The following is a 25963-nucleotide window of genomic DNA, read 5'->3' as shown; positions in this document are numbered from 1 at the left end:
GAGGCGTAATTGATTTACATTCCATTTGACAGTTTGAATTCATTTTTTTATAATAAAAAGTAGAATACAATGAACACGATGATGGAAAAAGTATGTTTTACAAACGTGTATAGAAAGAGATTTCAAGGCTGAAAAAATCTCCTCGACGTAATTCAGAAAGCTACTCCAGAGTGCAACTAATCCCTGCCGTTTGCTAACGTTACTAGCACTTGAGATATAGTGACTTTATGTCATTATAAATTAGGGTGGTACCGCGAGATAATAGTCTTCGTCCCTTTACTAGGGATGAGGGCTTTTTTGTGTTTACATCATCATTTTTCATTCATAATTATTAGGAGGAAATACAGTATGACAACAAAAACAATGACAGCAACAGAAATTCGTCGTCTATTTTTAGAGTTTTTTAAAGAAAAAGGACATCACCATGAACCATCTGCACCACTTGTGCCAATTAACGATCCATCTTTATTATGGATTAACTCAGGCGTTGCGACATTAAAGCCTTATTTTGACGGACGTATAATTCCGGATAATCCACGTATTACAAATGCGCAAAAATCAATTCGTACAAACGATATTGAAAACGTTGGGAAAACAGCGCGTCACCATACGTTCTTTGAAATGTTAGGGAACTTTTCAATCGGTGATTATTTCAAAAAAGAAGCAATTCATTATGCATGGGAGTTTCTAACTGATGCAAAGTGGATGGGCTTTGAAGCAGAGAAATTATCTATTACAATCCATCCAGAGGACCAAGAAGCGTACGATGTTTGGCATGACGAAATTGGTATTCCAAAGGAACGCTTAATTCGTTTAGAAGGTAATTTCTGGGATATCGGAGAAGGTCCATCTGGTCCAAACTCAGAAATTTTCTATGACCGTGGAGAAGTATACGGCTTTGGTGCGCCTGAGGATGAAATGTATCCAGGTGGCGAAAATGAGCGTTACTTAGAAATTTGGAACCTTGTGTTCTCACAATTTAACCACAATCCAGATGGCACATATACGCCACTACCAAAGCAAAATATTGATACAGGTATGGGGCTTGAACGTATCGTTTCAGTAATTCAAAACGTACCAACGAACTTTGATACAGACCTTTTCATGCCAATCATTGAAAAAGTAGAACAATTTGCGAACCGCAGCTATAAGCGTCCAAATGAAGTTGATTTAAAAGAAATCTTTGGATCATCTGAAGATATTAATACACCGTTCAAAGTAATTGCTGACCATATTCGTACAGTTGCCTTTGCCATTGGTGATGGTGCATTACCGTCAAATGAAGGTCGTGGATACGTATTACGTCGCTTATTACGTCGTGCAGTGCGCTATGCGAAACAAATTGGCATCGAAAAACCGTTCATGTTTGAATTAGTTCCAACAGTTGGCGGAATTATGGAAGATTTCTATCCACAAGTAAAAGAAAAAGAAGCGTTCATTCAACGTGTTATTAAAAATGAAGAAGTTCGATTCCATGAAACATTGGATGGCGGTTTAGCAATTTTCAACGATGTTGTAGAAAGCCAAAAAGCAAAAGGGGAAGCAATCATTCCAGGTGCTGATGCGTTCCGTTTATATGATACATTCGGTTTCCCAATCGAATTAACAGAAGAATACGCGGAAGAAGTAGGTATGACAGTTGATCATAAAGGTTTCGAAACGGCGATGGAAGAACAACGTAACCGTGCTCGTAATGCCCGTGCAGATGTCGATTCAATGCAAGTGCAAAATGAAGTATTAGCCAACTTAAAGCAAGAGTCAACGTATGTATACAATGTGCTTGAAACAACAGGAACAATTGCAGCTATCGTTGTGGATGGTCAAGAAGCACAAGTAGCGACAGAAGGACAAGAGGCGTTAATTATCCTTTCTGAAACACCATTCTACACTGAAATGGGTGGACAAATTGCTGATACAGGTGTGATTGAATCTGACAGCTTTAAAGCACTTGTAAAAGATGTTCAAAAAGCGCCAAATGGCCAACCTTTGCATACAGTATTTATCGAATCAGGTGAAATGAACGTTGGGGATACAATGACAGCGAATGTTGATCGTGAAAAACGTACATTAATTTTGAAAAACCATACAGCAACACACTTAATGCACCGCGCATTAAAAGATGTATTAGGTGACCACGTTGCGCAAGCGGGTTCTTATGTAGGTCCAGATCGTCTACGTTTTGACTTCTCACATTTCGGTCAAGCTACGAAAGAAGAATTAGCTCAAGTAGAGCGTGCAGTGAACGAAAAGATTTGGGAAGATATCGAAGTAGTTGTTCAAGAAATGGCGATTGACGAAGCAAAAGCAATGGGCGCAATGGCATTATTCGGTGAGAAATACGGCGATGTTGTACGTGTGGTAGCAGTATCGGATTATTCAATCGAACTTTGTGGTGGTCTTCACGTTCAACGTTCATCTGAAATTGGTTTCTTCAAAATCGTTTCAGAAGGCGGTATTGGAGCAGGTACACGCCGTATTGAAGCAGTAACTGGGAAAGCGGCTTACTTTGCAGTTAAAGAAGAAGAAGCGATTTTAAATGAAGCGGCGGCTTTATTAAAAGCAAATCCAAAAGATGTCGCAACACGTGTCTCATCTTTACAAGCGGATTACAAAGAATTGCAACGTGAAAATGAGTCATTATCTCAAAAAATGGCTAATGCGCAAGCGGGTGCAGTGATTGATGCAGCTCAAAAAATTGGGGATGTTACGGTATTAGCAACACGCGTCGATGCAAAGGATAATAACCAATTGCGTCAAATGATGGATGATTTAAAAGAAAAAATGGATGCAGCTATTATTGTCCTTGGTGCAGTGGCAGATGATAAAGTTATGCTTTGTGCAGGTGTGACAAAAGATATTGTAGGTGGACAACACCATGCAGGAAATATCGTGAAAATGGTTGCTGAAGCATGTGACGGTAAAGGTGGCGGCCGTCCAGATATGGCGATGGCTGGTGCGAAAGATGCAACGAAATTAGACGACGCATTAACAGCTGTCTATGACCTTGTAAAATCATTCTAATTTATGACTAGCACGTAAACAAAATATAGTTTATGGTAAAAGTAAATAAGCATATTTGAAGTGCATGGATGAATAGGATATAATAGAAAAAATGGAGATGGTTCTATATTCCATCTCTCTATTGCTGAAAGCGAGGTGCTGGTCTTGAGTTCATTCGATCAAACGATGAAATTTAGTTTTCCTGAAGAGTCAATGGAACAAGAAGTGAAGCAAGTGATGTTGAAGGTGTATTCGTCATTAGAGGAAAAAGGCTACAACCCAACAAACCAAATTGTAGGTTATTTATTATCTGGTGACCCGGCATACATCCCTCGCCACCAGGACGCACGCAATTTAATCCGCAAGCTTGAACGAGATGAAATTTTAGAAGAGCTCGTAAAATTTTACATTAGAAAGAATACCGAGGCGGACAAATGAGAATTATGGGTTTAGACGTCGGCTCTAAAACAGTCGGCGTTGCAATTAGTGATGCGTTTGGCTGGACTGCGCAAGGCATTGAAACAATTAAAATTAATGAAGCAGTCGGCGAATTTGGCATTCCTCGTATTAAAGAGCTTGTCAATGAGCATAGTGTAACGGAATTTGTTGTAGGTTTTCCAAAGAACATGAATAATACAGTGGGGCCACGTGGAGAAGCATCTGAGGCCTATAAACGGTTATTAGAAGAGACTTTCGGTTTCCCTGTAAAGCTTTGGGATGAACGCTTAACAACAATGGCGGCAGAACGTATGTTAATTGAAGCAGACGTAAGCCGAAAAAAACGCAAACAAGTCATTGATAAAATGGCGGCTGTCATGATTCTACAAGGATATCTCGACAGCAAAAACTAAGTTTGCTGGAAAAATAGCAAACGGAACAAGGCTTGGCCTTAATATTATGAAGAGGTGACTTTTAATGTCAGAACAACAACATCAAATTACAGTAGTAGACGAAAACGGTAACGAACAACTTTGTGAAATTTTACACACATTCGATTCAGAAGAGTTCGGTAAATCGTATGTATTATATTCATTAGTAGGTGCTGAAGAAGATGCAGAAGGTGCAGTAGAAATTTTCGCATCATCATTTGTTCCTGCTGAAAACGGTGAAGATGGCGAGTTAGAGCCAATCGAAACAGAAGCTGAATGGGATTTAATCGAGAGCGTTTTAAATGCGATTGAAGACGAGCTAGGCGAAGAATAATTTTGACATGAGTGGATCTTTTAAGCGAATCCACATAACAATGGACAACATCCTATACTTTTAGTATAAGGGAAGTCTTGCTAAAACAGAGGAGGCGACTGCCGACTCTGTTTTGCTATTTAGGAGGAAATCAACGATGGAAGAACAAATTTTTGTATTACAAACAGAAGATGGCCAAGAACAGCAATGTCGCGTTGTCTTTACATTTGACTCAGATGATCATTCATACGTGTTATTTTCATTAGTGGGCGATGAAGATTCAGGTGTATCTGCATTGCGTTTTGAATTAGATGAAAATGGCGAAATGGCAGGCTTTGCAGACCTTGAAACTGATGAAGAATGGGCAATGGTTGAAGAAGTGATGAATACGTTAATTAGCGAGTTTGGTGCAGATCAAACGAATTTCTTTACAATTACAAATGATCAAGATGAAGAAATCATGTGCCAAATTTTACACCGTTTTGAACGCAACAATAAAGACTATTTATTTTATGCGGTTGTAGAAGATGAAGTGCCAAATTTAGATGAAGTGTTTGCCTCTGCCTTTATTGCGGGTGAAAATGGTGAAGTAGCAGACTTACTACCAATTGAAACCGATGAAGAATGGGCAATGGTAGAAGAAGTATTGGCGTCATTAGCACAACAATAATAATTTTGTAAACGAGCAAATTGAATAATAGAAGAGGTCCTAAACAATTAATCCATTGTTTAGGACCTTTTCAATGTGATAATAATATAATTTAAATATAGAAATTCTACTTAATATTGCAATGGAATTCATCCGCAAGTTTCAGTGAATTACGTAAAATGTAAGTCCGCGGAATGGAAATATAAATAAGAATCCGCCTCCTCCCACGGTAGCGGCGTAATAAATCTAGAAAGCTCTAGTAGGCCATACTTTATAAGAGGAACTTAGGCTAAAACCGCCACGACGTGTGGGAACGCCTGAGTGACCAACGTCGTGGCGGCCCGGCCTTGGACAAAGCACAAAGATGAGTCGTATAGATTTGTGACAACAAAGCTGTGATTCATGTGCTTAGCCAGCCTAACAAGCCCAGACTTAATTAGAAAACAGTATAGGAAACTTACACCTATGGAGGGAAACCCCTTTTCTACCTTATATAAATAAGCATATTTCTTCGGGGAATACCAATTAAAATGAACCAAATAAGTTAAATTACGTCTGAAATTATGTCGCGAAAACTAGAAAATTGTATTAGTTTCGCCTGTTTGATTGTATCAAGTAGAAATTTTTTGTATCATATGTAAGAGAATAAGGGGGGACACCCGTGATAAATGATGAACAAAAGCAAGAAATGTTTAAAAAAATGAAAGATAGAAAGGGAGAAATTAAAATCGTACGAAAAATTGTATTCGTTATCGCGCTTATTGCTCTCATTCTATTTGCAATTGGTGGCTATTCAGCCTATAGCTACATATCTTCCGCGTTAAAGCCAGTAAATCCTGAATCGGATAGAAAAATCGAAATTGAAATTCCGATGGGATCTGGGATTACGTTAATTTCAAAGATTTTAGAAGAGAATAAAATCGTACAAGACGCGCGTATTTTTAAATATTATGCAAAATTTAAAAATGAATCTGAATTCCAGGCTGGTAATTATTCATTAACACAGTCCATGACGCTGGACGAAATTATTGAAAGCTTAAAAACAGGGAAAGTTTACCGGGAACCAACATTTACAATGACCATACCAGAAGGCTTAACATTAGACCAAATTGCGAAAATTGTCGAAAAAAATACACAACATAAAGCAGCTGATTTTATGAAAAAGGTTGCTGATGAAGCGTATATTAAACAACTAATGGTCGAGTATCCAGAGTTATTAACGGAAGCGATTTTAGGTGATAACGTCCGCTTTGCACTGGAGGGGTATTTATATCCAGCGACGTATTCTTTCTTTGAAGAAAATCCAAGCTTAGACGACATCATTAATAAGATGTTAAGTACGATGGATTCAGTCGTTTCTGAATTCGAAACGGTACTTATTGAAAAAGAGATGACAGTCCATGAGTTGCTCACATTTGCTTCATTATTAGAAGAGGAAGCAACAGCAAAAACCGACCGTGAAACAATCGCGAGTGTTTTCTACAACCGTATGGACATTGATATGATGCTGCAAACGGACCCAACTGTACTATACGCACTTGGTTCTCACAAAGATCGTGTATTGTATGAAGATTTAGAAGTTGAAAATGCTTATAATACGTATAAAAACGTAGGGTTACCACCTGGACCAATTGCAGGTGCAGGAAAGTCATCGATCGAGGCAACGTTGAATCCATCACAAACTGATTATTTATACTTCTTGGCAGATAAAGAAGGTACAAATCACTTTGCCAAATCATATGATGAGCATTTAGCTAATATTGAAAAATATTTAAAGTAAATTAAATCAATTATGCCTTGGCATAATTGCGTCCGGAATCGGCTTTGTGCTTGAACAAAGAACTCCTTTCCGATTCCGTGACATCCGCCGGTGGCTTTGGGCCAACAGGGTGTTGGTCACTCAGGTGTTGCCGCAGGACGCGGCATTCTTAGCCAGGGTTCCACAATTACAGCGGTTTTTTGGTACAACTGAATAGTAACTTGAAACTCGGATTCATCTCATAACTTATAGAGGGAGGAGATGAATACTGAAACCAGTTAAGGAATCGAATGCTTTGCTTTTCCGTTAAAAAATGGAATTAGTAAAGATTATTCGCATTCCTTTTCTTTTCATGCTATTATAAGTTGTGATTTTTTGTCCATATATATAATTTTTTGTAGGCGCAAACATTTACGTTTCGTCTTTTTTCTTATAACTTGTTTCAGCAGAAGTCCCCTACTTCTATAAGTGGGGGATGAATGCTAAATACGCAATTTTATTCAGCGGGGGTTCAAACCCGGGCTGAATAAAGTTAATGCCCCGGCGGATGTCACAGATTTTTAAGGGGAGTTTTTTGAGTGAGCTCGAAAAAAATCTGTACACAATTACGCCGAGGCATAATTGATATAATGCAACATAGTGTGCTGCACAAGTAATTTATAAAAAAAGAAGTACCTACAAACAGCTAAAAGGGGTTTGACGAATGGAATTATCAGATACGTATATTGCCTCTTTCATTTCGGATCGTGATGAATTACTGCTGGAGATGGAGCAATTTGCACAGGAAAATCATGTGCCAATTATGCAATTAGCTGGTATTGAATCACTGAATCAGTTATTGCGTATTCAAAAGCCGAAGAGCATATTAGAAATCGGAACAGCAATCGGTTATTCCGCAATACGTATGGCACAAGCATTGCCAGAATGTCAGATCGTTACGATAGAGCGAGATGAGGCGCGTGTTCAACATGCGAAAGCGTTTATTGCGAGATCAACAGAAGCAAATCGCATACAGGTAATTGAGGGCGATGCGTTAGAGGTAGAACTTGAAGGGATTCAATCTACTTTTGATGCCGTTTTTATTGATGCCGCGAAAGGCCAGTACTTAAAGTTTTTCGAAAAATATTCACCGCTCGTACCATCGGGTGGCGTATTATATATCGATAATATGTATATGCACGGACTTTCAGACTTAGATATTAAAGAAGTACCGAGAAGAAAAAGAACAATGATCCGTAACTTAAAAACGTTTTCGGACTGGATTATGACGCATCCTGATTATACGAGCGCATTTTTCCCAGTTGGCGATGGATTGTTAATTTGTTTGAAGAGGTGACGAAAGGTGAAAAAACCAGAATTATTAGTAACGCCACAATCGGTGGAACATATAAAAGCATTACTACAAGCAGGTGCGGATGCATTTGTTATAGGTGAACAAAAATTTGGCCTACGTTTAGCTGGAGACTTTACGGTAGCTCAAGTCCAAGAAGCAACAGCAATCATTCATGCTGCAGGTAAAAAAGTATATGTCGCAGTGAACGCGATTTTCCATAATGACCGTATCGATGCATTAGATGCGTATGTATTAGAAATGCAACGAATTGGCGTGGACGCATTATTATTCGGTGATCCAGCAGTTGTGATGTCGGCTCGTGAGCAAGGGATTACAATCCCCCTACATTGGAGCCCTGAAACGATAGCGACAAACTGGTTCCAAGTAAATTATTGGGGCGAGCGTGGCAGTAAGCGTGCCGTTTTAGCGCGTGAGCTTTCAGTAGAAGAAGTTATTGAAATTAAAGAAAATACAGCGAATGAAATTCAAGTGCAAGTGCACGGTATGACATGTATGTTCCAATCGAAGCGTTCGTTGCTTGGAAATTATTTCTTATACCGCGACGAAGCAATGGAAATTGAAAACCGTAAAGACCAAAAAAATATGTTTCTACATGATAAAGAGCGTAAAAATAAATACCCAATTTATGAAGATCTCAACGGGACACACATCTTCTCACCAAATGATATGTGCATTATCGAGGAATTAAATGAACTATTCGAGGCAGGTATTGATTCATTGCAAATCGATGGGGTACTTCAAACATTTGACTATGTCGTAACGGTAACGAATTTATATCGTCAAGCAATTGATGCTTACTTTGACCAAGGTGAAGATGCATACGAGGACATTAAATCTGAGTTATTTGAGCAAATCGAGGCCATTCAGCCAGCTTTACGCCCACTGGACACAGGATTCATTTACAAAGAGACAGTATACTAGGAAGGGGAGCGTAACAGATGCTTCAATTAATTCAAAACGAAAAAATCCGTGCAACAGTGGACGGTAAAACAGTCATCACGAAAAAACCTGAGCTTTTAGCACCAGCGGGAAGCTTAGAAAAATTAAAAGTAGCAGTGCATTATGGAGCAGATGCTGTATTTATTGGTGGACAAGAATTCGGTTTACGTTCAAATGCAGGTAACTTCACGATTGAAGAAATGAAAGAAGGCGTTGAATTCGCCGAAAAATATGGTGCGGTTATTTATGTAACGACGAATATTTTTGCGCACAATGAAAATATGGCCGGTCTTGAAGAGTACTTACAAGGAATTCAAGGGGCTGGTGTAAAAGGAATTATCGTAGCGGACCCTTTAATTATCGAAACATGTAAAAAAGTCGCACCAAAACTAGAAATTCACCTTTCAACACAGCAATCATTGTCGAATTGGAAAGCTGTAAAGTATTGGAAAGATGAAGGGTTAGAGCGTGTCGTCCTTGCCCGTGAAGTTGGCGGAGAAGAAATGCTCAAAATGAAAGAAGAAGTGGATGTCGAAATTGAGGCATTCGTACACGGTGCGATGTGTATTGCGTACTCAGGTCGTTGTACCTTATCAAACCATATGACAGCACGTGATTCTAACCGTGGTGGCTGCTGCCAATCTTGTCGTTGGGACTATGATTTATATGAAAACAATGACGGGGAAGAAGTGGCGTTGTTTAATGAAGGTGAAGCACCGTTCGCAATGAGCCCGAAAGATTTAAAATTAATTGAATCGATTCCACATATGATCGAGCTAGGCATTGATTCATTAAAAGTAGAAGGGCGTATGAAATCAATTCACTACGTAGCAACGGTTATTTCTGTGTACCGTAAAGTAATTGATGCTTACTGTGCTGACCCTGAAAACTTCAAGATTAAAAAAGAATGGATGGAAGAATTAGCCCGATGTGCAAACCGTGCTACCGCTTCATCATTCTTTGAAGGCGAACCTAGCTACAAGCAACAAATGTTTGGTTTCCATTCACATAAAATGAAATGGGACTTCGCAGGTCTTGTATTGGATTACGATGCGGAAACACAAATGGTCACATTAGAGCAACGTAACTACTTTAAGCCGGGAGATACAATTGAATTTTTCGGTCCAAGCATGGAAACATTTGAGCTAACTGTCGGACAACTTTGGGATGAAGAAGGCGAAGAGTTAGATGTCGCGCGTCACCCATTACAAATTGTGAAATTTAAAGTAGATCGTCCAGTTTCAAAACTTGATATGATGCGAAAGGAGAATAAGTAAATGAAAAAGCGTCCAGTTGTTATCGGGATTGCGGGTGGTTCATGCTCGGGTAAAACGAGTGTAACGAAAGCCATTTACGATGTCTACCGTGAGCATTCAGTTGTTGTAATTGAACAAGATTATTATTATAAGGATCAAAGTCATATGACATTTGAACAACGTCTTGAAACAAATTATGACCATCCTTTAGCATTTGATACAGATTTATTAATCGAGCATATTCATGAATTACTGAATTACAAAGCAATCGAAAAGCCGGTCTATGATTACGTCAACCACACACGTTCTGATGAAGTAATTGCTATTGAACCACAAGATGTGATCATTATTGAAGGTATCCTTGTATTAGAAGATGAACGCCTACGTAATTTAATGGACATTAAGCTTTTCGTCGATACAGATTCGGATTTACGTATTATTCGTCGTATTCAACGCGATATTAAAGAGCGTGGACGTACGGCGGATTCCGTAATCGACCAATATTTATCAGCGGTTCGTCCAATGCATAATATGTTCATAGAACCGACAAAACGTTATGCAGATGTCATCATTCCAGAGGGTGGCGGAAACAACGTGGCAATTGATCTAATGGTAACGAAAATAAAAACAATTCTTGAATCTGATTCAATTGTGTAATATGATGAGTTAGTATTTACAATATTTTCATTTCATTTGACAAGTTCAAATGTCAATTATATAAGTATTAGTGAAATTCGGGTGCTAGTAATTACTGTACAAAATGCCTTCTATATTCGGCTTTTTGCACATAGTATGAACTAGTAGTCGGGTTTTCTACTATTTATGAACGCAATTACGCCACGGCGTAATTGCGTCCAAATTTTATCGAGCGCGCTTGAAAAGCTTCCTTTAAAAATTTGTGACATCCGCCGGGACTTTAACTTGATTCAGCCGGGGTTTGAACTCCCACTGAATTAAAGGTATATTTGGCATTCGCCCCACCTATTGAAGTGGACGAATTCTGCTGAAGCAAGTTAAAATATATCAACGTTTGTTGGTAGTGCGTTTGTGCATTAGTTGAAGCACGTGCGCGGTTTTATTATTACTAAAAAAGAAACCGATTGCATAAAAAGATAGAGTGCAACGGAAGTTTTCGAGTATTTACTAAGGAGTGGGAATTATGTCAAACGAAAAACAGTACCCTATGACAAACGAGGGGAAACAAAAACTAGAAGCAGAATTAGAAAGCTTAAAAACAGTAAAACGTCCTGAAGTAGTAGAGCGCATTAAAGTAGCTCGTAGCTTTGGGGACTTATCGGAAAACTCAGAGTATGATTCAGCGAAAGAAGAGCAAGGATTTGTTGAAGGTCGTATTTCTGCAATCGAGCATATGTTACGCAACGCTGTTATCATTACCGAAGATGGGACGAGCAATGCGGTTTCATTAGGAAAAACGGTTACTTTTGATGAGTTAATTAAAGGTAAGCGTGCAAACTTTGAGGAAAGCTATATCATCGTTGGTTCAGCGGAAGCAGATCCAATCGAAGGTAAGATTTCAAATGACTCACCGATTGCGAAAGCATTAATGGGTCACAAAGTGGACGATGTAGTAAAACTAGTAACACCAGGTGGCGAAATGGAAGTAGTTATTTTAGAAATTAAATAATTATTAGGCAGTTAGCAATCTTGGCTAACTGCCTTTAATTTGCTTCAGCAGAAGTCCTCCTTTTCTATAAGTGGGGTAAATGCCAAGAATGCCCTTCATTTAGTTAGGGTTTAACCCAAGCTGAATCAAATTAAGCCCCCGGCGGATGTCACAGATTTTTTATAGGAGTTTTTCGAGCATGCTCGAAAAAAATCTGGACGCAATTCCACCAAGGTGAAATTGATTTATGATAAAATAATGAAACAAATATTGGAGGTGATTGGGTGGAACGAAAAAGACGGTTTCAAACACGAGCACAATATACCGAAGAAAAATCAAAAACATCCAAATTTTACAAAATGGATAAAATGTTAAATTATTTAATCGTAGTCGTAGCGGTTTTAATTGTTGTGACGCTAGGTTGGATTATTTCACGAGATGGAGAGCCCAATGACCAAGCAGGAGAGCAACAACAGGCAGACAAGCCATTAATAGATGAAGAAGGTCAAGGTGGGGATGGTAAGGAGCAGCCAACGAAACCAACTGACGGACAATCTGAAGAGGATGAAGAGCAAGTAGCAGATCACGAGCAAGATGATGAACTTTCGAATTCGATAGTGACATCTTCCGCAGATCCAAATGTAAAGGAAGTACACACGAATGCAAGTTGGCAAGCCTATCCGACTGCGCAAACTGGTGATCATGTTTCAATTTTTGAAAAAGGGCATATTGATTACGAAGAAAAATTAAAGGCCATTTTTAGTATCCTTGATATCGAACAAGAAAATAGTTTTGTATGGAGTGTTCGAAATAACGGCAATGCGCAATCGGCTATTGCAGTCGTCTATTCGAAAGATAAAGAGAAAATATACCGTGTTAGTATTGAATGGATGGACAATGAAGGCTGGAAACCAATACAGTATGAAGTGTTAAATACGTTAGAAGGATTATAGTAATATAATTGAGCAGGAGTTAGATTTTTATCTGATATTAACGCGAAGTTTCAATAGACAAGTCTAAATAAAAATCCGCCGCCTCCCACTGGTAGCGGCGCACCACATTCATAAAGCGGTAGAATTACACACTTTAATAGAGGAACTCAGGTTAAAGTCGCCACGTCCTGTGGCAAGGTCTAACTTAGCCACACCGCATAAGAATTCTTGTTAGGATTGCTAAATGAGCGGAAGTTTTTTATGGAAATTACTTAAAGAGGAAACACTCTGTAAAAAGATAGTTTCATAGCTTTACCTTGACGAAGTATCGAGAGTTTATTATTTTAAGAATACTGCTAGAAAAACTGGAGGAATGAAATTTATGAAAATTGCTGTAATCGGTGCTATGGAACAAGAAGTAGAATTATTACGTGGTGCATTGCAAAATACCGAAACGATCTCAATTGCAAATAGTGAGTATACAACGGGTACTTATGAAGGCAAGGACGTTGTATTATTAAAAAGCGGGATTGGTAAAGTAAATGCCGCCATGTCTACAACGATTTTATTACAACAATTCAAACCAGATGTCGTGATCAACACAGGTTCTGCTGGTGGTTTTGATACTGCATTAGAAGTCGGTGCCATCGTTATTTCAGATGAAGTTCGCCATCATGATGTGGACGTTACAGTGTTCGGCTATGAAATTGGACAAATGGCGGGGATGCCAGCTGCTTATAAATCAGATGCCAAGCTAATGGAAATCGCTAAGCAAGCCGTTACAGAGCTAAGTGAACATCAATACGGGGTGGGCTTAATTTGCTCTGGCGACGTATTTATGAGCAATCCAGATCGTGTCGAGGCTGCCCGCAAAGATTTCCCAACAATGAAGGCTGTAGAAATGGAAGCAGCTGCGGTTGCACAAGTATGCCATCAGTTTAATACACCTTTCGTTGTCATTCGTGCGTTATCGGATATTGCGGGTAAAGAATCAAACATTAGCTTTGATGAATTTTTACCTGTAGCCGCAAAACATTCGACTGAAATTGTATTAAATGCCATCACAAAGCTATAACTTGTTTCAGCAAAACCCGGCTGAATCAAGTTAAGCCCCGGCGGATGTCACAGATTTTTTGGGGGAGTTTTTCGTGCGAGCTCGAAAAAATCTGGACGCAATTACGCCGAGGCGTAATTGATTTCAAGATATTTTCATTAATTGGATGGATAACTGTTAAAAAATTCACAGTAAGTTTTTTTATAAAATGTTAGGGTACAATGAGAGTACATACTTTCGTTTTTAAGGAGGCAAATCAGATGGTTTTTTTAATGTCAATCGCGGTAGGTATTACAACAATTGCAGGTTTAATTATGTTTGCTGAAACAAGTGAAGAAACAGATTAGTCTGTAGTTATTCATTCTAACTCATAATAATCCAATAGCTTTAACGAAAAAGGTTGCCATTCAAGAGGCAACCTTTTTTGTTGGCGTGTTATGTTTTTCTAATGCTCCATCCGCTCATTATGCTTAAACTGTTGATACAGTTTGATGAGCGCCCTTTTTTCAATGCGCGAAACATAGCTTCTTGAAATATTCAAATGTTTTGCGATTTCCTTTTGCGTAAGCGGATCAAAATTTTGTAACCCGTAACGATATGATATAATCTCTAATTCGCGCGGTTCCAATGTATTTAAATATTGGTAAAGCTGTGCAAAATGTTCTTTTTGTTCAATATGATCAATGGCAGAAGGTTCTTCAAGCTGAAGTAAATCACGAATTTGGAGTGATTGCCCATCTTTATCGGTGCCAATTGGTTCAAATAGAGAAACGTCTTTTTGCACTTTTTTTTGCGCGCGCAAATGCATTAATATTTCGTTTTCAATACAGCGTGCTGCATACGTAGCAAGGCGTGTTTTTTTATCCGGTGTATAGCTACTTACCGCTTTCATTAAACCTATTGTACCAATTGAAATATAGTCATCAAGGAGCTCGTGGGATGGATGGAATTTTTTCACGACATGGGCAACTAATCGCATGTTACGTTCGATTAATTCAATTCGTGCTTGGTCATCGCCTTCAATAAAGCGGGCAATTGTTGTGGCCTCTTCTTCACGTGAGAGTGGCTTATAAAATGCCTGCCCTTTTAAATAGCCAAGCAGTGCAGGGATCTCAAGCCAAAGCTGAAGGAAAGAAGTAACTAGAGCGCTCAAGCGATACATCCTTTCGTCTTTTCGACAGTATATGACGAAATTCGAGGAGAAATGAAAAAAAGTGTAAGAAGCAATTTGCTCTTACACTTTTTTTAACGTAAATGTGCTGACCATAAATACGGCTAGAACAGGGAATAAAATCAGATAAAACATTGCTGAAAATATATCTGTAAAAAAATAAGAAAATGTCAACAATGTACCTGCTGCTGTAATTGGTAGTCCTACAAAGTACCCTGTTGAATCCATGACATTAAAGCGTGCTAAGCGCAATGCTCCTGCCGCGATATACATAACAGCCATCATCATACCTGTAACACCATAATCTGTTAATGCCATCTCATACATTAATAATGCGGGTGCCACACCAAATGAAATAATATCCGCCATAGAATCAAGCTGTTTGCCAAGCTCGGATTCTTGATTGAATTTGCGTGCGACCTTGCCATCATAACGATCTAAAAATGCAGCGATAAAAATTAATAGTACACTATAACTATAGGATTCATTTAGTGTAGCCATAATCGCAGCGCCACCAAATGACATATTTGTAATCGTAATAATATTGGCAGCATTTGCCTTCATCTTTTTAACTGTTGAATCGACTTTTTGAAGTAGAAACATCGGAACACTCCTTTGCTCAGTAACTATTTTTCTATTATACTTGGAAATCTCGAAAAAGGTAAGAGTCTAAATATATAGACACTTTCCAATAACGTCTATACATTATATAATTTAACTTTATACCGCTTATCTTCGTGCAGAGAGCGTTTAAACACTCTCTGCACGAAGATAATGCCTCTGGCGGATGTCACAGATTTTGATGAGAGTTAATTTTAGGATGTTAGCCTAAGTTCGTCGCATCCATGCGACAACGGCTAACTCACCTGCATCACGCAGGCCTAGGCACAATTCAAAATCTGGACGCAATTACGCCGAGGCGTAATTGATAATACAACATTGGAGGTCTATGGATGAAAGAAAAATTATATCAAAGTTTAATAGAACTTTCTAATGGTAAAACATCTTCGAAAATTTTACAATTAGCAGTTCAGTCTGTTGCGAGTAAAAAATTAATTCGAAGTTATAGTAATCTATACGAGATTAATCTAGAAGAAGTTTCAAAATCTAGCGAACAATTTTTAAGTTTGCATGATTTTTTTACGCGCCACCTAAAAGAAGATGCGCGACCGCTTGATCAACAGTCGAACATTTTTACTAGTCCGGTCGATGCAAAAATTGAAGCATTCGGTAAAATCGTGGATGGAATGACGTTTACCGTTAAAAATAAACCGTATTCACTAATGGACTTGTTAGGAAATGAAACACAGGCAAAGCGTTACGAAAACGGTCAATATATTGTATTTTATTTAAGTCCAGCTGATTATCATCGTATACATAGCCCGATTGATGGGCATGTAAAGCGACAATACGTACTCGGACGAAAATCGTATCCAGTCAATCAAATGGGTTTAACATTCGGAAAGAAACCTCTTAGTCATAATTATCGTATGATAAGCGAAATCGAATATAACGGCGAGCAGACGACCGCTTTTATAAAAGTAGGGGCAACATTTGTTAATTCAATTGAATTAACGAATGTGACAACGACTTGGAAAAAAGGGGAAGAAGTAGGTTATTTTACATTTGGTTCAACAGTTGTCATGCTATTTGAAGAAAATGCCGTGCAATTCAATGAACGCGTTGTACAAGGGACAATGATTAAAATGGGAGAAGCCTTTGCAACTATGCTATAATCAATTACGCATATACGTAATTGCGTCCAGATTTTGAATTTTATTTTGTCTTGTTTTATGCAAGGCTAAGTAAAATGAATTTGCTTCAAAATCTGTGACATCCGCCAGGGGCTAGCTTTTGCTTCGTTCAGTGTATATTTGCATTCACTGAACGAAGGGAATGCAATAAATTTTAGTAAGGAGTCACGACTTTGTATAATTTTTTATTACCAGATGAATATGTAAATAGTGTATTAGATATTACGCCAGAAAAATTACTGCAACAAGGTATTCGTGGGATTATTACGGATTTAGATAATACGTTAGTGGAATGGGACCGTGCCGATGCAACGGATGAATTAGTAAATTGGTTTGAATCAATGCGTGAGGCAGGTATTAGCATTATTATTGCATCGAATAATAACGAAGAGCGCGTAAGACATTTTGCAGAGCCACATGGGATTCCATTTATCCACCGTGCAAAAAAACCACTAGGCGGGGCATATTATGCGGCGCTTGTCCAGTTACGTCTTCGTCGACATGAAGTCGTAATGATTGGAGACCAGCTCTTAACGGATGTAATGGGTGCAAAACGCCAAAAGTTATATACTTTTTTAGTGCGCCCAGTAGCACAATCAGATGGTCTCGTTACGAAATTTAATCGTTTTGTAGAACGACGCGTCTTCAATGATTTAAAACGAAAAGGAATGAAAACTTGGTAAATCCATAAGGAAAAGCCAAGGTTTGCATAGTCTCTTATATTTGGAGCAATGCATGATTTTAAGGAGGAACAAGTTAATGAATGAAATGCCACAATGTATTGGCTGTGGAACAGTTATTCAAACAGAGGACACAAATGCGCTAGGTTATGCGCCACCCTCTTCATTAGAAAAAGAAATGGTAATTTGTCAGCGCTGTTTCCGTCTAAAGAATTACAATGAAATCCAACCGGTGAGTTTAACAGACGATGATTTTTTACGAATTTTAAATGGTCTTGGACAACAGCAAGGTCTAATTGTAAAAATCGTTGACATTTTTGACTTTAATGGCAGCTGGTTACCTGGATTACACCGTTTCGTAGGGAACAATCCGGTATTATTAGTAGCAAATAAGGCAGACTTATTGCCGAAATCCGTAAAGGAAAAGAAAGTAATCAATTGGTTAAAGCGTGAAGCAAAAGCATTAGGTTTACAACCGATTGATGTGAAACTCGTATCTGCTCACAAAGGGCAAGGAATGGCAGAAGTTGTTGAAGCGATTGAAGAATATCGTTGCGGTAAAGATGTGTATGTCGTGGGTTGTACGAACGTTGGGAAATCGACGTTTATTAATCGTATCATTAAGCAAGCAACGGGTGAGGGAGAAATTATTACAACATCCCATTTCCCAGGTACGACGCTTGATATGATTGGAATTCCTTTAGACGATGGTGCGTCACTTTATGATACACCAGGAATTATTAATCATCACCAAATGGCCCATCATATCGACTCAAGTGAATTAAAATACATTATGCCGAAAAAAGAAATTAAGCCAAAAGTGTATCAGCAAAATGCTGGACAAACATTATTTATAGGTGCATTAGCACGCTTTGATTTTATTCAAGGCGAGCGCGCGGCATTCACAGTGCATGTAGCAAATGATTTACCAATTCACCGAACGAAGCTTGACCGTGCAGATTCATTATACGCTGAACATAAAGGTGAACTACTGGCACCACCAACTGCTGCACATATTGACAAGTTACCGGAGCTTGTACGTCACGAGTTTTCGATTAAAGAAGCGAAAACAGATGTCGTGATCTCTGGCTTAGGCTGGATTACTGTGCAGCATGCGAATGTTGTTATAGCTGCCTATGCACCTAGAGGGGTAGAAGTATTTATTCGTCCTTCATTAATCTAAGTTCTATATTGTTATGTTATGTGAAAAGGATGCGTTGTTATGAAAAAATGGTTTGCAGTTATAGGGGATCCGATTGCTCAATCCAAATCTCCAGAAATGCATAACGCATGGTATGAAGAAGCGAATGTGGATGCCACGTATATTCCTGTACACGTCAAGCCTGAAAGTTTAGCACAAGCCGTAGCGTCGCTCAAATTATTAGGTGCGAGTGGCTGGAATGTGACAATTCCACATAAGCAAACAATTATTCCGTTTTTAGATGAATTAGATGAGCTTGCTCAAAAAATGGGTGCGGTCAATACCGTTGTCAGAACACCCGAAGGCAAGCTCAAAGGCTATAATACTGACGGTCCTGGTTTCGTTCGATCATTGGAAGAAGTAATTGGTGAACAGCAGAGGAAAGAGCCCATTTTGTTAATTGGTGCAGGAGGTGCAGCACGCGGCATCGCCTTTGCCTTACAAATGGCTGGCTACCGTCATATTTCTATTGCAAATCGCACAGTTGAAAAAGCACAGCTCATTATTGACGAACTTGGAACTGGTCAAGCGTTGGCGATGAAAGAAGCAGAAGCGCAACTTGATTCGTTTAAAATATTTATTCAAACGACTCCAGCGGGTATGTCAACGGGTGATTTTGATTTGCCTTTTTCACTAGAAAAATTCCCAAAAGGCGCAATTGCAGCAGATATTGTGTATAATCCATTAATGACGCCATTTTTGCACGCGGCAAAAGCAAAAGAGGCGACGATTGTGAACGGTTTAGGAATGTTCGTTCATCAAGGTGCGATTGCTTATCAACATTGGTTGCAATCCTACCCAAATACAAATGTAATGATTGCTCGTTTAACGAAGCAATTAGGAGGAAATTAAATTTTATGTTAACTGGTAAACAAAAACGTTTTTTACGTGCTGAGGCACATCATTTATCCCCGATTTTCCAAGTAGGGAAAGGTGGCGTAAATGATGCGATGATTAAGCAATTACGCGAAGTTTTAGAGGCACGTGAATTAATTAAAGTACGAATTTTAGATAATTGTGAAGAGGACAAAAATGATGTAGCAACGGCACTTGCAGCAGGTACTCGTGCAGAATTAGTACAACTAATTGGCTTAACGATCGTTTTATATAAAGAATCTCGTAATAACAAAAAAATCGTATTACCAAAAGTTGTAACGAAGTAAGGTGAATGGGATGAAGAAAGTCGGTATTTTTGGTGGCACATTTAATCCGCCACATATCGGTCATTTAATCATGGCAAATGAGGTTTATGCGGCACTTGAGCTCGATGAAATCCGTTTTATGCCCAATGCACAAGCCCCACATAAAGAAGTTTCTAGTTCAGCGTCCAATGCGCAGCGACTTAAAATGGTGGAGCTTGCAATTCAAGGAATTCCGTATTTTAATGTAGAACACTTTGAAATGGTGCGAGGTGGTGTTTCGTACACGTATGAAACGATGAAAGCGATTAGCAAACGTGAGCCGGATACTGAATTTTACTTTATTATTGGTGGCGATATGATTGATTCTTTACACAGCTGGTACCATATTGATGATTTAATGGAACTTGTACACTTTGTCGGTGTAAAGCGTCCAGGATCGAGTGCGAAAACCGACTACAAGGTCATTATGGTAGAAGTGCCAGAAATCAATCTTTCTTCAACATTTATACGAAATCGATTACAGCACAAAGGTCCTTTGCATTTTTTATTGCAACCTGATGTGGAAGCTTTTATTCGAAAGGAAGGTCTTTATGGAGCGACAACAATTGTTAGCGGCCATTAAAGGGCGCATGACGGAAAAGCGATATATTCATACGATTGGTGTAATGGAAACGGCTATTCAACTGGCACAGCAATATGGCGAGAATCCAAAAATGGCAGAAACAGCAGCGATTTTACATGATATTGCGAAATTTGCTGATGTTGCTTGGATGAAGGACGTTGTAAAGAATCAAAAACTGGATGAGCGTTTGCTTGATTGGGATGCTGAAATATTACATGGTCCAGTTGGGGCTTGGATAGCGCATACAGAGTTTGGTATTCAACACGAAGAAATATTAAATGCCATTCGTTATCACACGACGGGGCGTGTCCATATGACCCCATTTGAGAAAATAATTTATGTAGCAGATATGATTGAACCGAATCGCAAATTTGATGGCGTCGACCGTTTGCGCCACCTTGCGAAATTGGATTTACAGGAAGCATTTATTGCATGTGTAACGCATACTTTAAACTTTTTAGTGGAGTCGAGACAGGCAATCTATCCGTTATCAATCGAATGCTACAATAGCATAGTGAGAGAGGAACAACAAAAATGAATGAAACATTATTAAGTATCACGTACAAGGCAATTGATGATAAACGCGGGGAGGATATCGTCGCTTTAAATTTGCAAGGAATTTCTTTATTAGCGGATTATTTTGTCATTGCAGAAGGTAGCTCAGAGCGCCAAGTGCAAGCAATTGCTCGTGAGATAAAAGATAAGGCTGAAGAACAAGGCTTCATCGTTAAAAAAATGGAAGGCTTCGACAGCGGACGTTGGATTTTAGTAGATATTGGCGATGTTGTAGCACATATTTTCCATAAGGATGAGCGTGCTTACTACAACTTAGAGCGTTTATGGGGAGATGCACCTCAACTGGATGCACCGAATCTAGAAAATGACTAATCATTATGGACGTTTTGCACATGTATACGATGAATTAATGACAGATATTCAGTATAGTGAATATGTGAAATGGATTTTACAGTATGCTCCTGTGGAAAAATTTCAACGAGTTTTAGATATCGGTTGCGGAACAGGTGCGATGGCATTATTGCTAAAGGATGCTGGCTATGAAGTGTCAGGAATTGACCTGTCAGAAGAAATGCTAGCAATTGCAGCTGCCCGTATTGAAATGGCTAGCTCTTCCATCCCACTTTTTGCGATGTCGATGGACGAGCTTGAAGGATTTGAAAATTTAGACGTTGCCATCATTCCGATTGATTCGATTAATTATGTGACGGACGAAGAAAAAGTTGTCGAAACACTTAAACGCGTTTTTGAGAGCCTGCGAGAAGGTGGACAATTATTTTTTGATGTCCATTCTTTGTTTAAAATGGATGAAATCTTTTTAGACGGACCGTTCACATATGATGATGGGGATATTACTTATGTTTGGCACACTGAACCTGGACAATTTGTGCATTCTGTTTACCATCAAATGACGTTTTTTGTACGGTCTGAAAACGACTGTTTCGAGCGTTTTGATGAAGAGCATTTTCAGCGTACCTTTGCAGTAGAAACGTATAAAAATTGGCTCGAGGAAATTGGTTTTTCGCAAATCGAAATAACTGCCGATTGGAACGCGGAAGCACCGACAGAACAATCGGAAAGAATTTTCATCCGTGCCGTAAAATAAAAAAGAAATCCCTTCGCATAAATTTACGAGGGGATTTCTTTATATATAAATTGAACTAAATAATCCCTCTTTTAAAAATTCATCAATAAAGAAGGGAGTTGATTTCTATTTCGGTCCGGACGCTTTCCTTGGGCACGGCTCCAACTAACTTGTTTCGAGATGCATCACGAAACAATTGGATTCTCGGGTCATCCCGGCGTTGGCCCGGACTTGCACAAGGCACAAAGATGAGTCGGACAGATTTGTGCTAACCGAAAACTTACATAACAAGGATAGAACTTTTTGTTTAATTTATATAGCCAAAAAAGAACTTTGAGCGTGTTTGGATAATTTATCTTTTCAATGGGAGCAGGTCTTTGTATAGTGGAAGTAAGTTCTATATAAAAACCTGTTAGAAAGGGTGTTTTCTCGATGCAGCCATTTCTAGAAAAGTATGCTAAACAATGGCTCATTCCGTGCGTACTCCTCGTCGGATGTGTTCTTTATTTTTTATTTTTCCAACCATCTCAATCTGCTTCCATTGAGCAAATTTCTCCATTTACAAGCGAGCCACAGCAATCCCCATTAACACAACCTGAAGTAAGTACTCCCGAAAATAATGTTTCCACCCCTATCATCCAGTCTTTCATCATTGATGTGAAAGGCGCAGTTACCTATCCTGGTGTTTACACCTTATCAGAGGGTGAGCGCATTATCGACGCAATTGAAGCAGCGGGTGGCTATACGGAGCATGCGAACCCAGCACTCATTAACCACGCGCAAAAGCTGCAAGATGAAATGGTTATTTATATCCCAAAATTGGGCGAGGAAATAAATGAATCCATTGGACAGCTTATACAAACGCATCAGCCGAGTTCTAATGGCGCAACGGCCTCGATAAAAAGTCCGGGAAAGGTAAATCTTAATCAGGCAACTGAAAGCGAACTGACGACTTTGCCGGGGATAGGACCGTCCAAAGCAACGGCCATTATTCAACACCGCACAGAAATCGGATACTTTCAAACGATAGAGGATTTAAAAAATGTATCTGGAATCGGCGCAAAAACGTACGAACAGTTAAAAGACTTAATTGATATTAATTAATCCAAAACATCTAACATTGCGTCGAGACGGTTCAACGTTTAAACTTATGGAGAAGTGAAAATTTTGGAGGTTTTTATATGGAGCGTATTACATGGGATCAATTTTTTATGGCGCAAAGTCATTTACTCGCTATGAGAAGTACTTGTACAAGATTAGCTGTCGGGGCGACGATTGTACGAGAAAAACGTATCATTGCAGGGGGCTATAATGGGTCGATTTCAGGGGACGAGCACTGTACTGAAAATGGGTGTTATGTTGTGGACAGCCACTGTGTGCGTACAGTACATGCCGAAACTAATGCATTATTACAATGCGCGAAGTACGGAACACCTGCAAACGGAGCGGACCTTTATGTAACGCATTTTCCATGTTTACCTTGTACGAAAACGATTATACAAGCAGGGATAAAAAATGTGTATTATGCGAAGGATTACAAAAATAACCCTTATGCAATGGAGCTTTTCCAAAAAGCAAATGTACAGGTTGCTCATATTCCATTTGATGAAGCAAAAATTGATTTTCTTCAAGATGAGAAATATGCCTTAACATTTGAACTGTTTAAAAAGCTACGTGAACTCGGTGCTAGTCAAGAGGAATTGATCCCTCTTGAGGAGAAGATGCATGAATTATTTGGGAAGCTTGTTCAGTCATAATTTGATTTTTTACGCCTTATCGATTTGTATTAGTGCGCTTGCTGCATTTGATTCGGTAAGGCTTTTATTATTATTGGTGGTTTTAGTTGCATTTGCAAGTTATAAAAAACTGCAAAAAATGCATCTCCTATTGCTCGTAGGCGTAGGATTTGTATCTTATAGTTATTTTAGTTTTGAAACGCAAAAATTAGAAAACCCCGTTACATTGCCGGCTGTCATGACATGGACGGATGAATACAAAATCAATGGGATGATGCTCCGCGGGTTTATGAAGAACGAGCAGCGTGAGAAAGTTTATGTCACCTATAAAATTAAGAGTTCGCCTGAAAAAGATAGATTAGCTGAGCAATCACTAGCCGGTATGCAATTTTTAGTCGTAGGAGAGCAAGTGGAGCCTTCGTTACCAGCGCATAAATACGGTTTTTCAATGAATCGTTATTTGCAAAGTAAAAATGCACGAGGCATTGTTGAAATTTCCTCATTCAAGTATGTCGGAGAGACCCGCCATTTCCTTCAGCCGATATACGAGCAACGCTTCCGAGTAAAGGAGCATATAAGTCTTCATTTTCCGGAATCCCTTGTAGCAGAAGCGCAGGCCTTAATAATTGGCTTACAAGAAAATGTAGATGAGGAGTTAACGCGTGCCTATCAAAAGTTAGGGATTACTCATTTATTTGCTATTTCTGGCTTGCATGTGGGACTCGTTTCTTGGCTGTTTTTTCAAATGCTGCTGCGCTTTCGTATACGTAGAGAAATGGCAAGCATTATTTTACTCCTCATCCTCCCGCTCTATGCGATGATGGCAGGGGGGGCACCTTCTGTATGGCGAGCGGTCAACGTTGTGGAACTTGTCATGCTTGCTCATTTTTTACGCGTGAGAATTCCAATTGATGATGCGCTATCCATGAGTATGATCGCGTTTTTATGTATCGAACCAGGAGCCATTTTCCAAGTTGGTTTCCAGTTATCTTATTTAGCAACGTATAGCCTCATTTACTCCAGTCGAATTTTATCGCGTTATTCGAGCTGGTTGATGCAATCCTTTTTAATTACGTTTGTTTGCCAATTACTCGTATACCCCCTCTTATTATTACAATTTTTTGAAATTAGTTTATCCTCCTTTTTTGTCAATATTATTTTTGTCCCGCTATTTTCATTTGTCATCTTACCTGCCAATTTGTTGTTACTCGTGTTAACTTTCCTACCTCTTCCCATTTCAACAGTTGTTTTTTCACTTTATGAACCGTTGCGAATTGGATTGACTGAACTGATTTTTATTTTTCAGCAGCCGATTATGCAAATGTGGAATCCTGGAAAACCGTCGCTATTTTGGTTCATTTTATTGTATTGTAGTGTCCTTTCTGCCTTCTATTTGCTCGATTGCCGCGCGAAATTTATAAAAATCGCAGGCGTAATTCTCATTCCAGCAATTCTTTTTCATTCCCAACTCTATCTTCATCCGGATTTGAAAATTGCCTTTGTAAATGTTGGGCAAGGGGATTGCATCGTCATTGAGTTACCGTATCGAAAACAGGTAATTGTCATTGATTCGGGAGGGGTACTGCGCTTTGATCAAGAGGCGTGGCAAATGCGTCAGCAACCTTTTGAGGTGGGGCGCCAAGTGGTCGTACCTTATTTAAAGGGGCGTGGGATTCAAAAAATAGATACGTTTATATTAACGCATGCCGATGCAGATCATGTCGAAGGGGCGGAGGAAATATTGAGCGAAATTATTATGAAGGAAGTTCATGTGACACCCAATTCGATTGCAAAACCGGTAATGAATGATTTTATTGAAGAATTGATGCCAAAAAATATGGTTTTAAAAGAACAAATAGCCGGGTACTTTTGGGAAGAAGCAGGCGTTCATTTTCGCTATTTATGGCCACAGGAAACGGAGTATGAAGGCAATAATGATTCACTTGTATTACTTGTGCAAAAAGGGGATTTTCGTGCGTTATTCACAGGGGATTTAGAAAAAGAGGGAGAGCAAGCATTAGTGAAGCACTATCCACAAATACTTCAAAATATTACGTTGTTAAAGGCAGGGCATCACGGTAGTAAAACGTCGAGTATAGAAGAATTTGTCCAGCTAACAAACCCACAGCTTACCATTTTTATGGCTGGGGAAAATAACCGATACCGCCATCCGCATCCAGAAGTGGTTGAACGTTTTGAAGCACAAGGAATACCGTTTTTCACTACAGGTTATGATGGTACAGTAGAAATCGTCGTTAAACAGGCTGAAATCACCGTAGAAACGTCAAACGCATTGTTTAGGTAAGTT

At 39.0% G+C, this 25963-nt stretch carries 28 protein-coding genes and 1 other annotated feature; of the genes, 26 read left to right on the top strand and 2 right to left on the bottom strand.

Features of this window, described 5'->3' with window-relative positions:
• The first annotated feature begins 69 nt into the window (after positions 1–69).
• Positions 70–279: a binding site (T-box leader), on the top strand.
• 69 nt (positions 280–348) lie between these two features.
• The 14 genes from alaS (at position 349) to CSE16_RS22080 (ending at position 14096) form a co-directional block, all read left to right on the top strand.
• Positions 349–3021, top strand: a complete 2673-nt coding sequence (alaS, locus tag CSE16_RS14940; RefSeq protein ID WP_099424643.1) for an alanine--tRNA ligase — start codon at positions 349–351, stop codon at positions 3019–3021.
• A gap of 144 nt (positions 3022–3165) precedes the next feature.
• Positions 3166–3438 carry an IreB family regulatory phosphoprotein gene (locus CSE16_RS14935; protein WP_099424642.1) on the top strand — a complete coding sequence of 91 codons (273 nt, stop codon included), beginning with the start codon at positions 3166–3168 and terminating at the stop codon, positions 3436–3438.
• A complete protein-coding gene (gene ruvX / locus CSE16_RS14930; protein WP_099424641.1) occupies positions 3435–3851 on the top strand; it encodes a Holliday junction resolvase RuvX in 417 nt (138 codons plus the stop codon). The genes CSE16_RS14935 and ruvX overlap by 4 nt, the downstream gene beginning before the upstream one ends.
• Before the next feature lie 64 nt (positions 3852–3915).
• Positions 3916–4203, top strand: coding sequence for a DUF1292 domain-containing protein (locus tag CSE16_RS14925; RefSeq protein WP_099424640.1), 288 nt, complete (start codon positions 3916–3918; stop codon positions 4201–4203).
• A gap of 136 nt (positions 4204–4339) precedes the next feature.
• Complete coding sequence (locus CSE16_RS14920; RefSeq protein ID WP_099424639.1) at positions 4340–4852, top strand: DUF1292 domain-containing protein; 513 nt, start codon at positions 4340–4342, stop codon at positions 4850–4852.
• A 640-nt stretch (positions 4853–5492) separates the two neighbouring features.
• Positions 5493–6611 (top strand): endolytic transglycosylase MltG, encoded by a 1119-nt coding sequence (gene mltG / locus CSE16_RS14915; protein ID WP_099424638.1) that lies wholly within the window; start codon positions 5493–5495, stop codon positions 6609–6611.
• 682 nt (positions 6612–7293) lie between these two features.
• Positions 7294–7926: an O-methyltransferase gene (locus tag CSE16_RS14910; protein WP_099424637.1), complete on the top strand. Its 633-nt coding sequence runs from the start codon at positions 7294–7296 to the stop codon at positions 7924–7926.
• 6 nt (positions 7927–7932) lie between these two features.
• Positions 7933–8865: a peptidase U32 family protein gene (locus CSE16_RS14905; protein WP_099424636.1), complete on the top strand. Its 933-nt coding sequence runs from the start codon at positions 7933–7935 to the stop codon at positions 8863–8865.
• A gap of 17 nt (positions 8866–8882) precedes the next feature.
• On the top strand, positions 8883–10160 hold the full coding sequence (locus tag CSE16_RS14900; RefSeq protein ID WP_099424635.1) for a peptidase U32 family protein: 1278 nt from the start codon (positions 8883–8885) through the stop codon (positions 10158–10160).
• The gene (gene udk / locus CSE16_RS14895) at positions 10161–10796 is read left to right on the top strand and encodes a uridine kinase (protein WP_099424634.1); all 636 of its coding nucleotides are present in this window, start codon (positions 10161–10163) and stop codon (positions 10794–10796) included. It abuts the gene before it with no gap.
• A gap of 502 nt (positions 10797–11298) precedes the next feature.
• Positions 11299–11784: a transcription elongation factor GreA gene (gene greA / locus CSE16_RS14890; protein WP_099424633.1), complete on the top strand. Its 486-nt coding sequence runs from the start codon at positions 11299–11301 to the stop codon at positions 11782–11784.
• A gap of 263 nt (positions 11785–12047) precedes the next feature.
• Positions 12048–12716, top strand: coding sequence for a YrrS family protein (locus tag CSE16_RS14885; RefSeq protein ID WP_099424632.1), 669 nt, complete (start codon positions 12048–12050; stop codon positions 12714–12716).
• Positions 12717–13077: 361 nt separating this feature from the next.
• A complete protein-coding gene (gene mtnN, locus CSE16_RS14880; protein WP_099424631.1) occupies positions 13078–13770 on the top strand; it encodes a 5'-methylthioadenosine/S-adenosylhomocysteine nucleosidase in 693 nt (230 codons plus the stop codon).
• Between the two features lie 200 nt (positions 13771–13970).
• The gene (locus CSE16_RS22080) at positions 13971–14096 is read left to right on the top strand and encodes a hypothetical protein (RefSeq protein WP_256376297.1); all 126 of its coding nucleotides are present in this window, start codon (positions 13971–13973) and stop codon (positions 14094–14096) included.
• A 98-nt stretch (positions 14097–14194) separates the two neighbouring features.
• On the opposite strand, the gene sigK is transcribed toward CSE16_RS22080, so the two are convergent.
• A complete protein-coding gene (sigK, locus tag CSE16_RS14875; protein WP_099424630.1) occupies positions 14195–14902 on the bottom strand; it encodes an RNA polymerase sporulation sigma factor SigK in 708 nt (235 codons plus the stop codon).
• A gap of 81 nt (positions 14903–14983) precedes the next feature.
• On the bottom strand, positions 14984–15523 hold the full coding sequence (gene pssA, locus CSE16_RS14870; protein WP_099424629.1) for a CDP-diacylglycerol--serine O-phosphatidyltransferase: 540 nt from the start codon (positions 15521–15523) through the stop codon (positions 14984–14986).
• 350 nt (positions 15524–15873) lie between these two features.
• On the opposite strand from pssA, the gene CSE16_RS14865 reads away from it, so the two are divergent.
• The 12 genes from CSE16_RS14865 (at position 15874) to CSE16_RS14810 (ending at position 25960) form a co-directional block, all read left to right on the top strand.
• Entirely contained in the window at positions 15874–16656 is a 783-nt protein-coding gene (locus tag CSE16_RS14865) for a phosphatidylserine decarboxylase (protein ID WP_099424628.1), read from the top strand.
• Positions 16657–16847: 191 nt separating this feature from the next.
• Entirely contained in the window at positions 16848–17357 is a 510-nt protein-coding gene (locus CSE16_RS14860; protein WP_099424627.1) for a YqeG family HAD IIIA-type phosphatase, read from the top strand.
• Between the two features lie 76 nt (positions 17358–17433).
• On the top strand, positions 17434–18537 hold the full coding sequence (gene yqeH / locus CSE16_RS14855; protein WP_099424626.1) for a ribosome biogenesis GTPase YqeH: 1104 nt from the start codon (positions 17434–17436) through the stop codon (positions 18535–18537).
• Positions 18538–18576: 39 nt separating this feature from the next.
• Entirely contained in the window at positions 18577–19407 is an 831-nt protein-coding gene (gene aroE, locus CSE16_RS14850) for a shikimate dehydrogenase (RefSeq protein ID WP_099424625.1), read from the top strand.
• Between the two features lie 5 nt (positions 19408–19412).
• Entirely contained in the window at positions 19413–19718 is a 306-nt protein-coding gene (gene yhbY, locus CSE16_RS14845; protein ID WP_099424624.1) for a ribosome assembly RNA-binding protein YhbY, read from the top strand.
• A gap of 10 nt (positions 19719–19728) precedes the next feature.
• Positions 19729–20319: a nicotinate-nucleotide adenylyltransferase gene (locus CSE16_RS14840; protein WP_099424623.1), complete on the top strand. Its 591-nt coding sequence runs from the start codon at positions 19729–19731 to the stop codon at positions 20317–20319.
• Positions 20288–20857 carry a bis(5'-nucleosyl)-tetraphosphatase (symmetrical) YqeK gene (gene yqeK, locus CSE16_RS14835; protein WP_099424622.1) on the top strand — a complete coding sequence of 190 codons (570 nt, stop codon included), beginning with the start codon at positions 20288–20290 and terminating at the stop codon, positions 20855–20857. The genes CSE16_RS14840 and yqeK overlap by 32 nt, the downstream gene beginning before the upstream one ends.
• Positions 20854–21207 carry a ribosome silencing factor gene (rsfS, locus tag CSE16_RS14830; RefSeq protein WP_099424621.1) on the top strand — a complete coding sequence of 118 codons (354 nt, stop codon included), beginning with the start codon at positions 20854–20856 and terminating at the stop codon, positions 21205–21207. Before yqeK ends, rsfS begins: the two co-directional genes overlap by 4 nt.
• Positions 21200–21940 carry a class I SAM-dependent DNA methyltransferase gene (locus CSE16_RS14825; RefSeq protein ID WP_099424620.1) on the top strand — a complete coding sequence of 247 codons (741 nt, stop codon included), beginning with the start codon at positions 21200–21202 and terminating at the stop codon, positions 21938–21940. The genes rsfS and CSE16_RS14825 overlap by 8 nt, the downstream gene beginning before the upstream one ends.
• Positions 21941–22351: 411 nt before the next feature.
• On the top strand, positions 22352–23023 hold the full coding sequence (locus CSE16_RS14820) for a helix-hairpin-helix domain-containing protein (protein ID WP_099424619.1): 672 nt from the start codon (positions 22352–22354) through the stop codon (positions 23021–23023).
• A gap of 77 nt (positions 23024–23100) precedes the next feature.
• Positions 23101–23676: a ComE operon protein 2 gene (locus CSE16_RS14815; protein WP_099424618.1), complete on the top strand. Its 576-nt coding sequence runs from the start codon at positions 23101–23103 to the stop codon at positions 23674–23676.
• Positions 23645–25960, top strand: a complete 2316-nt coding sequence (locus CSE16_RS14810) for a DNA internalization-related competence protein ComEC/Rec2 (protein ID WP_099424617.1) — start codon at positions 23645–23647, stop codon at positions 25958–25960. Before CSE16_RS14815 ends, CSE16_RS14810 begins: the two co-directional genes overlap by 32 nt.
• Positions 25961–25963 lie beyond the last annotated feature (3 nt).

It is taken from the genome of Solibacillus sp. R5-41 (assembly GCF_002736105.1).
Classification (GTDB): Bacteria; Bacillota; Bacilli; order Bacillales_A; family Planococcaceae; genus Solibacillus.
Note: the sequence above shows the minus strand (reverse complement) of the source record. Positions and strands in the feature narration are given on the sequence as shown.